We start from the raw sequence: 12,888 nt of genomic DNA on the forward strand, positions 1-12,888 counted from the left end.
GAAGAGGTCGATCATGGCGAAGGCGTATCTGGTGGGAAGCGGTATCGCATCGCTTTCCGCGGCGGCATTTCTGATCCGCGACGGCAAATTCAAGGGATCCGACATCACCATTCTCGAGGAGCAGGGGCGGGAGGGCGGCAGCCTGGACGCGGCCGGATCCCCGGAATCCGGCTACACCATGCGCGGCGGCCGCATGTTCGAGATCCACTTCGATTGCACCTATGACCTGCTGCGTTCCATTCCCTCGCTGGACAATCCGACGGTCTCGGTCACCGACGACACCTTCGAGTTCCACCAGGACTTCGCCTGGGACGACCACGCCCGACTGATCGACGCGAGCGGGCAGCCGATCGACGCGCATTCGATGGGATTCAGCGAACGAGACCGGCTCGAGCTGGTGAAATGCGTTGCGACGCCCGAGAAGATGCTCGATGGAAAGCGCATCACCGATTGCTTCAGCCCCGAATTCTTCACCACTAATTTCTGGTGGATGTGGTGTACGACCTTCGCGTTCGAACCCTGGCATTCGGCGATCGAATTCCGCCGCTACCTCAATCGATTCGTGCACCTGTTCAAGACATTCGACACCATGTCCGGAATTTACCGGACTCGATACAACCAGTTCGACTCGATCGTCCGGCCGCTACTGCGCTGGCTCGACGACCAGGGTGTCACCGTCCGGCTCCGCGCCCGGGTCACCGATGTGAAACTGGCCGACGGCAAAGCACTCACCGCCGAGGCGCTGACGGTTGTCAGCGACGGCAAGACCCAGGAGATCACGCTCGGCAAGGGCGATCTGCTGATGATCACCAACGGGTCCATGACGGCGGATTCGACCCTGGGATCCACCGACAAAGCCCCGATTCTGGACACCTCCGGGTCAGCCGGGGCGTGGCAGCTGTGGCGCACCCTCGCGGCCAAGCGATCCGGGCTCGGCAATCCGGCCGCCTTCGACACCTCGATCAAGGACTCCACCTGGGAGTCCTACACGATCACCACGAAGGACCCGACGTTCTTCCGGGAGATGGAGAAGTTCAGCGGCAGTGAGGCGGGCAAGGGCGGCCTGATCACGCTGAAGGATTCCAGCTGGCTGGCGACCATCGTGCTCAACCATCAGCCACACTTCCGGGAGCAGCCCGCCGACACCTTCGTGTGGTGGGGTTACGCGCTGTTCCCGGACAAGGTCGGCGACCACGTCAAGAAGCCCATGCGGGACTGCACCGGTGCGGAGATCCTGACCGAGGTGCTCTCGCATCTGGCCATCGACAACCGCGAGCAGATCGTGCAGAACTCGATCGTCATCCCCGCGATCATGCCCTACATCACCAGCCAGTTCCTGGTGCGCTCGCACGGTGACCGTCCCGACGTGGTCCCCAAGGGCTCCACCAATATGGCCTTCATCGGCCAGTACGCCGAGGTCCCCGACGACGTCGTGTTCACCGTCGAGTACTCGGTCCGCACCGCACAGGTCGCGGTGGCCACCCTGCTCGGGCTCGACACCCAGCCCAAGCCGGTCTACAAGGGCCAGCACAATCCGAAGGTCCTCGTCGAGGCCCTGGAGACGCTGCACCGCGGCGGCGAACACAAGCCCAAGCCGAAGGCCAAGCCGCAACCCAAGGCCAAGGCCGACGCGGGGCGTTAGTCGAATCAGTGTCTGGCGCAGCGCCTTACGCGCGCTGCGCCAGGGCTGCGGAGTCTTCGGAGGCTACGGAGTCTTCGGACTTTCAGTCGATCAAGCGGTGTGCGAGGTCGATGGCCTCGACCATGGTCGGCGCGAAGCCGACCCGCCATTGCAGGCGGTCGGCCAGGGAGACCGAGACGCGGTAAAGAAACCGTTCGGTATTGTTTTGTTCATATCGACGGCACGACGAGAACGGCCCGGAACCGCTGGTTCCGGGCCGTTTCGCTGCTGTCGGACCGCTACAGCGGAGCGGGAGCCGCAGGGGCGAGCAAGGAGGCGACGGCCGAGACCGCGGGTGCGAACGCGGCCTCGAGTTGCCGGGCGGCATCGGAGACCGCGGCGGCGATCGGCTCGGTCACCGCGGCCACCGCGGGCGCGAGGTCCGGCGGCACCATGGCGGCCAGTGGCTGCGGTGCGGTCGCGACATTCTCGGCCTCGGTGACGATCGGTGCGGACTCGGCGATCGGCTTGCGCGCCACGTCGCCCTGTAGGCGCAGGGTGTTGTAGGCATTGACGCCGGACACGATGCCGACCGGAACACCGAGGATCAACGCGCCGGCCGTGCCTCCCATACTGCCGAGAATCGCTGCGCCGGTGAGACATCCGCCCGCGAAGCCGGTGGCGGTACCGGCCAGCGCCGCGGAGAACGTCCCCGCCGTGCCCGCGCCGATCCCGCCCGCCAGACAGCCGACCGTCAATCCGAGGGCCCCGCCCAGTACGGTACCGAGCGCCACCGCGAGACCGAACTGGGTTCCGACGGCGCTGTAGGCGTCGTTGATGTCCTTCTGCCGCTGCACCGGATCGGTCTGCTGCTTCGGGCCCGGGGCGGGATCGGCCGGCTGGTCGTCGATGAATCCGGTGATCGGCACGCTGGCCGGGGCCTTGCAGGTCGGATCCGGCAGCTCCGCCACCTTCTCGACCTCGGGATGCGAGGGCAGCGACGAGATGGGCACGGTGCCCAGGGGGCAGGGCACGGCGGCGTTGGGCCACAACGCCATCGGCGATCCGAGGGTGAGGGTATTGCCCATCACGTAGCGGCCCTGGGCGTCGAGGGCCTGGAAGTTGTTGAGCAGCTGCAACTGCCGCTCACCGCCGGGGCCCGGCTGGGTGGGGTCGGGGCCGGTGCCCGGGGCCTGCACGATCAGCGAACCGATCGGGGTGGTCAGGTATGCCGACATGTCCGTCAGGTCGCCGGTGTAGGTGACGCCGGGCAGGACACCGACGGTGACGCGCGAAATACCCTCGCGGACAGCCTGTTCGTGCGGCGTCAGGTCCGCGGTGTTGCCCGGCAGCGGCGGCGGGATCTCGTGCCCGAACGGCAGGTGGTGCAGCGTGCTGCCGTTCTCGCCGAGGATCAGATTGCCGCTGTGATCCCGCAGCTGATAGTGGTTGTTGCCGATGATGCTGACCGACACGTCCGGGCCATAGATGGTGGAAAGCCGGTGATAGGCGTTGCTGCGCAGGTAGACGTCACTGGTCAGCCCCATATCGTTCTCACCGCACAGCGGATCGCGCGGCGGGATCGCTGCGAGCGGATTGTCGGCGTCCGGCTGCGACGGGCAACTGAGCAACGGCTGATCCGCTCCCGACGCCTCGGCCTGCACGGCGGTATCGGGTGCGTAGAGCGGCAACGGCGCGGCCTGCGCGCACACGCTCACGGTCAGCGCCGTGGTGGTGAATACCGTGGTCAGCACGGCGGAAACGACTCGCAAGAGAACCTCGCAATTCTGTGCGCGCGGAAAGAACCGGGAGCGAAACCGCAGGTCGAGCACGATCGTCTGGCCAGGCTAACAATGTCGGACCCGATTCCCCGGGAACCTCGGCGTGGCGAACAGCGCATCGTGAGAGAATCGAAGCTGCCGCGCGGGGTGAGCACGGTACTCGCGGGGTCTGATCTGGGGGATTGCCGTCGGGCCGAAAATCGGTGCGGCCCTTCGCAACCGAACGTCACGATTTCCATTTCCGCCATCCACGGTGCGGGGAGACACCGACGGCCCACCGGTCAACACCGCCGGCAATCCGCACCACCTGATCGTCGAGGAGCCAAAGATGCAGTCACCCGCCTATTCCCGCGGATATCGCAACGGCTACCGCGAAGGGTTCAAGCAGGCCATCTCGAACGGGTCCGACACTGCCGAAGCCTCGCCCCTGGAAGCCGGTCACGGCGACTACTCGGACGGGTACACCAACGGCTACGACAGCGGCCTGCGTGCCGGAATGGCCGAACCCGCCCACAGCGCCACCTGAGTCGTCCACTGCGAGCAGCCCCGGGACCACCGGTTCCGGGGCTGCCTCCAACGGTCGCGGTCGATCCCGCAGGACTATGCCACTAGTGTTATAACTATGACACTAGTGGCATAGATTCGACGGCATCGAGGGATTTTCTGTGGCTCTGAACAGACGGCGTTTCCTGGCAGGCAGCGCGGCGGTCGCCGCCGGGACTGCGACCGCTGCCGGTCTCGGCGCGAGGTCGACGGTGGCGCGCGCGGATTCGACTGTGCCGCCGAACATTCTGGTTGTCATCGTCGATGAGATGCGGGCGCCGCAGTGGTTTCCGTCGGTCGGCGAGCTCGATCGGATGCTGCCGAACATCGCACGGATTCGGCAGCGGGCGGTGTCGTTCGAGCGGTACTACACCGCCTCGAACGCGTGCACGCCTGCTCGCTCCACGATGCTGTCCGGGCTGTACACCCATCAGACCGGGGTGATGCTGACCGCGGGGAATTCGGTGACGACGCTGTCGCCCGGTTTCCCGACCTGGGGCAGCATGCTGCGCGAACAGGGGTACAGCACGAACTGGTACGGCAAGTGGCATCTGTCCGACCATGCCGACAACGTACCCGGCGGGATGGAGGAGTACGGGTTCGACGGCGGGACCTATCCGTCACCCAATGGTGGTGCGGGACTGGGACTTCGGGCGGATCCGGGTAGTGCGGATCAGTTCGTGGAGTGGTTCGACGCCAATGGCGATCGTGGCCCGTGGTGCACCACGGTGTCGTTCCTCAATCCGCACGACATTCTGTATTGGAAGACGGCCGCGCATGTGGCAGCGGATATTCCGTCCGTCATCACAAGTCTGCCGCCGAATTTCCAGACGGATGAGGAGATTCGGCGTACGCGGCCCGCCTTCCAATCGATGTTCATCGAGTTCACGAAGCTGGTGTTCGGGACGCCCGACTGGGGTCCCGACTCGGCGGCGGAATGGATTCGGCTGCAGAACATCTACCTGTGGTTGCAGCAGCAGGTGGACATTCAGATCGGGCGCGTGCTGGACGCGCTCGCGTCCCGGCCCGGGGTCGCCGACAACACGATCGTCATCTTCACCGCCGACCACGGCGACTACGCCGCATCTCACGGATTGCACGGAAAGGGCGGGGCCGCTTACGAAGAAGGCATCCGCGTGCCGCTGCTCATCCACGACCCGCGCGGGGTCTATGGCTCCGGCACGGCCTCCACCCGCTCACAACTCGTGTCCTCGGTGGATCTCGCCCCGCTGCTGCTCACCCTCGCCACCGGAAGCGACGACTGGCGCGCGGATCTCCGCTATCAGCACCTGCGCGATCGGGCGAATATCGCTGCGATCTGCCGGGATTCGCGCACGGCGGGGCGGCCGTGGGTGGCGCATCTGACCGACGAGTTCTCCATCGAGGAGAGCACCCGTCCGTTCGGGCTGGGACCGGCCGGACACATCCAGGCATTGATCACACCCACCGCCAAGCTGGTGACCTACTCGCACTGGGCCGACGCGACGATCAATATCGACACCGGGCGCGAGCAGGAGTTCGAACTCTACGACTACACCACCGACCGTGGACGTTCGGAGTTGGACAACCTCGCGGGCGCGAGCCCACTTCAGCAGCAACTCCATGATCTGCTGATCAATACGGTGTTGCCCACGGAGACCCGCCTACCCCTGCCGCCGGCCCTACGAGACGCGCAGGAACAGGGCATGGCCGACTACTTCGCGCACGCGAACATCTTGCAGAACATGCTGACCGGCCAGCTACACGAGGGGAATGGATAGTCACGAAATATCTTGCGGCACCGACTCTTCGGCGGGCGGGCACAGCTTCCCCTCGATGAGTTCGGTGCGCAGCTGTTCGAGCCGAACGATATGCCGATCGATGTCCTCGGCACCCCACCCGTGCAGTCGCTCGGCGACCGACCGCGCCAGTTCGAGGTTGAAGGTGAACCCCGAACTCGAGGTGAATCGCCGATCCCGATTGCGGAACCGCGCGACTTGCTCACGCCGAGCGGTCAATTCGACATCGACGAGCCGAAGCAACTGCTCCTCGTTCATGAATCCCGCGAACATCAGCCGCGCCTGGAACTCCGGATCCGTGAACTTGGTCGGTGGCTGATACGGGCCGGTCAGCCAGTCGAGGAAGACGGTCATCCCCTCGGGAGTCACCAGATAGGTCTTCGCATCCTGCGGCCCCGGACGCGGCGACACCTCGAACCGCACCCACCCCTGCTCGGTCATCCGCCCCAGCGCCCGATACACCTGACTCATCTGCGTATTCGACCGCATGAACCGACCGTGCTCGTCGAAGAACTTCTTCAACTCATACCCGGTAGCAGGCTGCACCCCGAGCACACCGAGCAGCAACAATTCCAGCTTCACCCGATCGCCTTCCGCGCACCCGACCAGTTGTCGGGTCCCACTATGTCACCAGTGACATAGTGGACTCAAAGGCGATCGGGTGGGGTCGGGCTACCCTGGTCGCTCATAGCTGCCTCTTGTCCGGTCGTTGGTTCCTGCATCCTGTCCGGCGAAACACGCAGCTGCCCAGGGCCGTTCGCGTCAACCGTCGGACCGATCACGTCACCGGCCGGTGCCGACACCATCGCGGAAACTTGACAAAGCGCCCATTCGTGGTCAGTGTTACCGAGTCAGCACCTCGCTAGGCGAGGCTCCTGTACGAACACAGGCCACTGATCCGACGACGTCGAGAGACGCCCAGGGTTAGGACAGATCCGCCCGGATTAAGGGTTGATCCAAAGTGGCTTCCCGACTCCGGGATACGTCGTGCAGTGCCGAAGCTCTGACGAGAGGGGTGCCAGAACCTCGCCGTTTCCGGCATCGGTTCTCCCCTTCTTTTGCGTGGTCGGACACAGATATTCGCGGCGCCCCCGTGCGCCCCAGCGGCAAGGAGGTGAAGGGACGACATGAAATCCGGCGATAGTCCGTATCCGAGTCCAGGTCGAAAACCCTTTTCACTCCCGACTTGCCGCGACCTTCCGAAAGCTGTTGCGGCGGTTGGCATTCCCCCTGAGGAATCAGCCATGACGTTCAACGACTTCTCCCGTCAGCTCACCGTCCTCTCCGTCCTGGGCGACTCCGCCCGGCGCGTGAAGGCCCGCCACACCCTCACCGCGGACGAACGCCGCAACCTCGCCGCCGCCCGTGGTCGCGGCGCGATCCACACCGCGGCCCTGGGCGGCCACTCCTACCAGTTGTCCTAGCCGGCACCTGGGCGTGTCCCCGGAACGGGGCAGGCATCGATCGCCTCGCCGACGACCTGGGGTTCGTCGGCGGGTGCGGGGCGGTCGCCCAGTTCGAAGGCCGCACCGGTGATGACCTCGACGGCCGTCAGAGCTGCGAGTTCGTCGGTGTCGAAAACCCTTCCACGGCTGAGGAATCGGTAGCCTTCCGGAGATTCCAGGCTGAAGCCGGAACCCCGGCCGGGAACCATGTCGAGCACCAGCTGGGTGTGCTCCCACGCCACGAACTGGGGACCCGAAATCCAGACCGGTGCAAGGTCTTCCGGATTCGGTTCGGAATCCGGCAGCTCCCCGGTCCGCAGCCGCAAGTCGAGTAGGCCCAGGAGGATGTCTCGATCGCCGACGATGAATTCTCCTGCGGGATAACACATCGGGGCCGAGCCGTCGCAGCAGCCGCCGGATTGGTGCAGCATCAGGGGGCCGTGGGCGGCGCGGAGGCGACGGAGGAGATCCATCGCCGCCGCGGTGGCACGCACCCGCCGGGGGGCGGGGGTGGGCATCAGAAGAAGCCCTGGGCCTTGCCCGCGTAGCTGACCAGGAGGTTCTTGGTCTGCTGGTAGTGGTCGAGCATCATGCGGTGGTTCTCGCGGCCGATGCCGGACTGCTTGTACCCGCCGAAGGCGGCGTGGGCGGGGTACTGGTGGTAGGTGTTGGTCCAGACTCGTCCGGCCTGGATGTCGCGTCCGGCTCGGTAGGCGACGCCGCCGTCGCGGGACCAGACGCCCGCGCCGAGGCCGTAGAGGGTGTCGTTGGCGAGCTTGATCGCTTCGTCGTAGTCGGTGAACGAGGTGACCGAGACGACGGGGCCGAAGATCTCCTCCTGGAAGATCCGCATGGAATTGCTGCCGGTGAACACGGTCGGCTGCACGTAGTAGCCGCCGGAGAGGTCACCGCCCAGGTCCACGCGCTCGCCGCCGGTGATCAGGGTCGCGCCTTCGGCCTTGCCGATCTCGATGTAGGACAGGATCTTTTCGAGCTGATCGTTGCTGGCCTGCGCACCGATCATGGTGTCGGTGTCGAGCGGATCCCCTTGGCGCACAGCCTTGGTGCGGATGACCGCGGCACCGAGGAACTCGTCGAAGATGTCGGCCTGGATGAGCGAGCGCGACGGGCAGGTACAGACCTCGCCCTGGTTGAGGGCGAACATGGTGAAGCCCTCGAGCGCGCTGTCCTGGAAATCGTCGTTGGCGGCGAGCACATCGGAGAAGAAGATGTTGGGGCTCTTGCCGCCGAGCTCCAGGGTTACCGGGATCAGGTTCTGCGAGGCGTACTGCATGATCAGGCGGCCGGTGGTGGTCTCACCGGTGAACGCGATCTTCTTGATGCGCGGGCTCGAGGCCAGCGGCTTGCCCGCCTCGACACCGAATCCGTTGACGATATTGACCACACCGGCGGGCAGCAGATCGCCGATGATGCTGATCAGGAACATGATCGAGGCCGGCGTCTGCTCGGCGGGCTTGAGCACCACCGCGTTACCGGCGGCGAGCGCGGGCGCCAGCTTCCAGATGGCCATCAGGATCGGGAAGTTCCACGGAATGATCTGTCCGACAACGCCGAGCGGCTCGTGGAAGTGGTAGGCGACGGTGTCGGGGTTGATCTCCGAGAGCGAACCCTCCTGTGCGCGAACGGCTCCCGCGAAGTAGCGCAGGTGGTCGACCGCCAGGGGGATGTCCGCGGCGAGGGCTTCGCGGATCGGCTTGCCGTTGTCCCAGGCCTCGGCGAGCGCGATGGCCTCGAGGTTCTGCTCGATCCGATCGGCGATCTTGTTGAGGATGAGCGCACGTTCGGCCACCGGGGTCTTGCCCCAGGCCGGGGCCGCTGCATGCGCGGCGTCCAGGGCGAGCTCGATGTCTTCCGCTGTCCCCCGGGCGATTTCGCAGAACGTCTGCCCGGTGACCGGGGTCGGGTTCTCGAAGTACTGACCCTTGACCGGTGCCACCCATTCGCCACCGATCCAGTTGTCGTAGCGGGAGGGGTAGGACATCGCGGCATCGGGTGCGCCGGGGCGGGCGAAGACGGTCATCGAAGGCTCCTCGATCTGCTGACAGACATGACGGTCAGATGTGATCCAGGACACTACAAACAAATGGGTTGCAGCAAGGTTGCAATTTATTGGTCAGATGCCCAGCTTGTGATCCAGTAGCGCCAACTGCGCCTCCGCCTGGGCATACAGCGACGAATTGCGGTCCAGCGAGCCGAGATACGCGGCCCAGGCGGCGATGTCGTCACGCCCGTTCACGCAACTGGTCCAGCGAGCCAGCAGGCGCGGATCACCGGCCGACAGCAGGCGCGCACGCAGCAGGCCGTGCAACTCCGCGCGCAACTCGACGATGCCGGGCGCGAGCGAATGCGGCAGCAGCAGGCCCGGATACGCGCGCAACGCTGTACCTGCGTCGCCACGCGCCAGCGCCCGCCGCACGGTGTTCAGATCGGAATCCAGATCCATCAGCAGGCGATACGGACGTGACCCGATCCCGTTCTCACCCAATATCTTTCGAACCCGAGACATCTCCGCGCGCACCGTCACCGGATCGAGTTCGGACTCGTCGAGCAGCATGCCGAGGTGGTCGGCGCTCAGCCCCTCCGGATGTTCGGCCAGCAGCACGAGGATTTCGGCATGCCGCGGCGACAAGCGAATTCGCTCACCCTCGATGATGAGCGAGGGCCGTCCAGAGCCCAGCACCTGCAAGGACGCGGTCCCCGGATCGGGCAGCGCCGGTGCACCGAGCAGATGCAGCCGCAACTCCGATTCCGCCGCCACCACCGTCGCCCGGATCAGCGCCAGCACCTCCGGCGCGGCGACCCGCGGACCGCCGGTGATGTCGATCGCGCCGATCACCTTGCCGTTCAACGGATCATGCACCGGCGCGGCGGTACAGCTGAACTCGTGCACGACCCGACTGAAATGCTCCGCCCCGAAGATCTGCACATGATGATCGAGCGCCAGCGCGGTCCCCGGCGCATTGGTGCCGACCCGGTCCTCACTCCAGTCCGCACCCTCGACGAAGTTCATCCCCGCGACCCGATCCTTGACCTGCGAATCCCCCTCCACCCACAGCAGCCGCCCCCGCGCGTCACTGATCGCGACCAGCAACCCGGACTCCGCCGCGTCCTCCACCAACAGCTTGCCCACCACCGGCCGAATCAACGCCATCGGATGCGTTGCCCGATGCCTCCGCAAATCCAGCTCCGCCAACGCGGGCGCACCACCGAACCCATCCGGATCCACCCCGCTACTGCGACTGCGCACCCACGAATCCAGCACCACCGGCCGCACCGAACCCCCACCCGGCCGCACCGCCGGCAACCCGTCCCCCTCGATGAAAGACCTGTGCGCGAACGACATTCGCGCCGCCAACTGCCCGACGTCATCCCCCGGCCGAATGGCAACCCACGGGCTGCCCTGCGCAACAGTGCTCAATGGCTTTCCTTCACGTTCCCCCCACTGTAACGCCGGTCACTCCGGCGGGTCACAAAGCGTGAAACACGAGTATCAGCAGCGCACAGAGCGGTGCGGCGAGGGTCGCCGCCAACGACAGCCATGTCCCCCCGCGCGCGACGGATCTACGCGTGAGGTCGACATCGAACACAGCGGACTCCCGAGGACGAGCAATACATTTCGAATGGAAATGTAACCGCTGTCACAGGGCGTCAACAACCGCATAACCTCCAACATCCCCGGGGACACGAGCCCTCGAGTTGGGTGAAGCTCCCAACCGCCCAGCCGGACGCCGTCGCCACCGCACTCGGTCGTCTGGCTCGCAAGGCACGTGACTCGACATCGGCGTGACCCCGCGATCACCCGACGCGGGTCGGGGTCGCGAGGCGGCGGAGCCAGATCTCGAGGTGCAGAGCGAAGTCGATGCCGGAGCGGGTGGCACGGTCGGTGAGCGGACGGTGCAGGCGCTCTCGTAATCGGTTGCGGTCGAGGAAGTCCCAGACCGGAGCGGAGGGGTCTGCGATCAGGTCGACGGCCTGCTGGCGCAGGCTTCGGTCGTAGGCGGGGTCGTTGGTGATCGGGTACGGAGCCTTCGTGCGGGCGATGACGCTGTGCGGCAGCAGATCAGCGACCGCGGCGCGCAACAGTGACTTCTCTCGGCCGTCGAAAGTCTGTTGCTGCCAAGGGATATTGAAGGCGTACTGGACCAGGCGGTGGTCGCAGAACGGTACGCGTACCTCGAGGCCGACGGCCATCGACAGGCGATCCTTGCGGTCGAGCAGATCCGGGAGCCAATGGGTGAAATGCAGCCAGAATGCTTCGCGCATGCGCCGCTGGCTCGCGGATTCGCCTGGCAGCGTGGGCACTCGAGTGAGGGCCTGGCGGTAGTGTTCGGCGCGGTGAGCGGTGAGGTCGAGTTCGGCCGCGACGTCCTCGCGCAGTAGCGCCCGGTACGTGCCGCTGCGGCCCGCGAAATATCGCCAGGGATAGTCGGTTCGCTCGATTGCCTGTGGATCGTGGAACCACGAATAGCCGCCGAACACCTCGTCCGCGCATTCACCGGACAGTACGACGGTGGCGTGTTCGCGCACCGCCCGGAACAGCAGGTACAGCGAGGCGTCCATATCGCCGGCGGCGGGTAGATCGCGGGCGGCCACGACCGCCGCTCGCAGTGCGGGATCGGTGAGGGCGGCGGCGTCGAGCACGATGTCACGGTGGTCGAAGCCACAGTGGGCCGTCATATCCCGCACGAAGGGTGCGTCGGGGGTGGAACGCAACGCATCGGGCGTGAAATCGGTGGTATTCCCGGCGAAATCGACCGAGAACGTCGGCAGCGCGCTGCCCGTCGGGTGCAGCCTGCGCTGGGCGAGCGCGGTGAGCGCGCTGGAATCCAATCCGCCCGACAGCAGCGCGCCCAGGCGCACATCGGCGTGTAGCTGGTCGGAGGTGATGTCGTCGAGGAGTTCGCGGACGGTATCGACGGTGGTGGGGAGGTCATGGGTATGCGGGGCCGATTCCAGTTGCCAGTAACGATGTTCGCGAACGCCACGCGGATCGACGACGAGCACGGTGCCCGGCCGTACCTCGCGGATGCCTCGAATCAGGGTGCGGCCGGGCGTGCGAACGCAGGTCAGGAAATCCCGCAGCCCATCGGTATCGATCGCCGCCGCGGTGCCCGTACCGAGTAGCGCCTTGGGCTCGGATCCGAAACGCACACCGGCGCCATCGATCTGGTAACACAGCGGTTTGATGCCGAGCCGATCGCGTACCAGCAGCAGGCGCCGCTCGGCGACATCCCAGTAGGCGAACGCGAACATGCCGTGCAAACGGTCGACCGCCTCCAGGCCCCATTCCCGGCACGCGTGCAGTACCACCTCGGTGTCGGTGCGCGTTCTGAACTTGTGGCCCAGCAACTCGAGTGTGTTGCGCAGCTCGGCGTGGTTGAACACCTCACCGGTGTAGGCCAGCGCCGCGAGGGTGCGGTTGTCGTCGTCGGTGACGATCATGGGCTGCTGCCCGTGTTCGGGATCGAGCACGGCCAGGCGTCTATGTGCGAGCGCGGCATGCGAGTCGGCCCACGCGCCGTGACCGTCGGGGCCGCGTCGAGCCAGCGTCGCGGCCATGGCGGCCGCGATGCGCTCGCCGTCCAGAAGGAGGCCGCATGGATCCACCCAGCCTGCGATACCGCACATTTGGGACACCTTTTCTGCTCGAGAAGACCGAAGTACGGTGTTCGGCCGCGCCGACCAGCATCGGGCGTCCA

At 65.9% G+C, this 12,888-nt stretch carries 10 protein-coding genes and 1 riboswitch; of the genes, 4 read left to right on the forward strand and 6 right to left on the reverse strand.

The annotated features are described in order from the left end of the window. Positions 1 to 13: 13 nt before the first annotated feature. Entirely contained in the window at positions 14 to 1,642 is a 1,629-nt protein-coding gene (locus OG300_RS23520) for an oleate hydratase (protein ID WP_405485005.1), read from the forward strand. A gap of 278 nt (positions 1,643 to 1,920) precedes the next feature. On the opposite strand, the gene OG300_RS23525 is transcribed toward OG300_RS23520, so the two are convergent. Beyond that, positions 1,921 to 3,393 (reverse strand): hypothetical protein, encoded by a 1,473-nt coding sequence (locus tag OG300_RS23525; RefSeq protein WP_405485007.1) that lies wholly within the window; start codon positions 3,391 to 3,393, stop codon positions 1,921 to 1,923. A gap of 337 nt (positions 3,394 to 3,730) precedes the next feature. Here OG300_RS23525 and OG300_RS23530 point away from each other — a divergent pair, with 337 nt between their 5' ends. Together OG300_RS23530 and OG300_RS23535 are read left to right on the forward strand one after the other, a co-directional pair. Further along, on the forward strand, positions 3,731 to 3,928 hold the full coding sequence (locus tag OG300_RS23530) for a hypothetical protein (protein WP_405485009.1): 198 nt from the start codon (positions 3,731 to 3,733) through the stop codon (positions 3,926 to 3,928). A 139-nt stretch (positions 3,929 to 4,067) separates the two neighbouring features. After that, complete coding sequence (locus OG300_RS23535) at positions 4,068 to 5,705, forward strand: sulfatase-like hydrolase/transferase (protein WP_405485011.1); 1,638 nt, start codon at positions 4,068 to 4,070, stop codon at positions 5,703 to 5,705. On the opposite strand, the gene OG300_RS23540 is transcribed toward OG300_RS23535, so the two are convergent. Continuing rightward, positions 5,706 to 6,305 carry a PadR family transcriptional regulator gene (locus OG300_RS23540; protein WP_405485013.1) on the reverse strand — a complete coding sequence of 200 codons (600 nt, stop codon included), beginning with the start codon at positions 6,303 to 6,305 and terminating at the stop codon, positions 5,706 to 5,708. 269 nt (positions 6,306 to 6,574) lie between these two features. Continuing rightward, positions 6,575 to 6,745, forward strand: a riboswitch (M-box (ykoK) riboswitch). Positions 6,746 to 6,967: 222 nt separating this feature from the next. Here OG300_RS23540 and OG300_RS23545 point away from each other — a divergent pair. Next, positions 6,968 to 7,147: a hypothetical protein gene (locus OG300_RS23545; RefSeq protein ID WP_405485014.1), complete on the forward strand. Its 180-nt coding sequence runs from the start codon at positions 6,968 to 6,970 to the stop codon at positions 7,145 to 7,147. Here OG300_RS23545 and OG300_RS23550 read toward each other — a convergent pair. The 4 genes from OG300_RS23550 to asnB form a co-directional block, all read right to left on the reverse strand. After that, on the reverse strand, positions 7,144 to 7,686 hold the full coding sequence (locus OG300_RS23550; protein WP_405485016.1) for a DUF779 domain-containing protein: 543 nt from the start codon (positions 7,684 to 7,686) through the stop codon (positions 7,144 to 7,146). The two genes, OG300_RS23545 and OG300_RS23550, sit on opposite strands and share 4 nt — an antisense overlap. After that, complete coding sequence (locus OG300_RS23555) at positions 7,686 to 9,209, reverse strand: aldehyde dehydrogenase family protein (RefSeq protein WP_405485018.1); 1,524 nt, start codon at positions 9,207 to 9,209, stop codon at positions 7,686 to 7,688. The genes OG300_RS23550 and OG300_RS23555 overlap by 1 nt, the downstream gene beginning before the upstream one ends. Positions 9,210 to 9,302: 93 nt before the next feature. Beyond that, positions 9,303 to 10,532: a transcriptional regulator gene (locus OG300_RS23560; protein WP_405498635.1), complete on the reverse strand. Its 1,230-nt coding sequence runs from the start codon at positions 10,530 to 10,532 to the stop codon at positions 9,303 to 9,305. A 452-nt stretch (positions 10,533 to 10,984) separates the two neighbouring features. After that, on the reverse strand, positions 10,985 to 12,817 hold the full coding sequence (asnB, locus tag OG300_RS23565; RefSeq protein WP_405485020.1) for an asparagine synthase (glutamine-hydrolyzing): 1,833 nt from the start codon (positions 12,815 to 12,817) through the stop codon (positions 10,985 to 10,987). Positions 12,818 to 12,888 lie beyond the last annotated feature (71 nt).

Source organism: Nocardia sp. NBC_00511, from assembly GCF_045161165.1.
Classification (GTDB): Bacteria; Actinomycetota; Actinomycetes; order Mycobacteriales; family Mycobacteriaceae; genus Nocardia.

Coding starts and splice junctions, on each gene's coding strand:
- OG300_RS23520 (WP_405485005.1), top strand. CDS start 14: ATGGCGAAGGCGTATCTGGTGGGAAGCGGTATCGCATCGCTTTCCGCG.
- OG300_RS23530 (WP_405485009.1), top strand. CDS start 3,731: ATGCAGTCACCCGCCTATTCCCGCGGATATCGCAACGGCTACCGCGAA.
- OG300_RS23545 (WP_405485014.1), top strand. CDS start 6,968: ATGACGTTCAACGACTTCTCCCGTCAGCTCACCGTCCTCTCCGTCCTG.
- OG300_RS23550 (WP_405485016.1), bottom strand. CDS start 7,686: ATGCCCACCCCCGCCCCCCGGCGGGTGCGTGCCACCGCGGCGGCGATG.
- OG300_RS23555 (WP_405485018.1), bottom strand. CDS start 9,209: ATGACCGTCTTCGCCCGCCCCGGCGCACCCGATGCCGCGATGTCCTAC.
- OG300_RS23560 (WP_405498635.1), bottom strand. CDS start 10,532: ATGTCGTTCGCGCACAGGTCTTTCATCGAGGGGGACGGGTTGCCGGCG.
- asnB (WP_405485020.1), bottom strand. CDS start 12,817: ATGTGCGGTATCGCAGGCTGGGTGGATCCATGCGGCCTCCTTCTGGAC.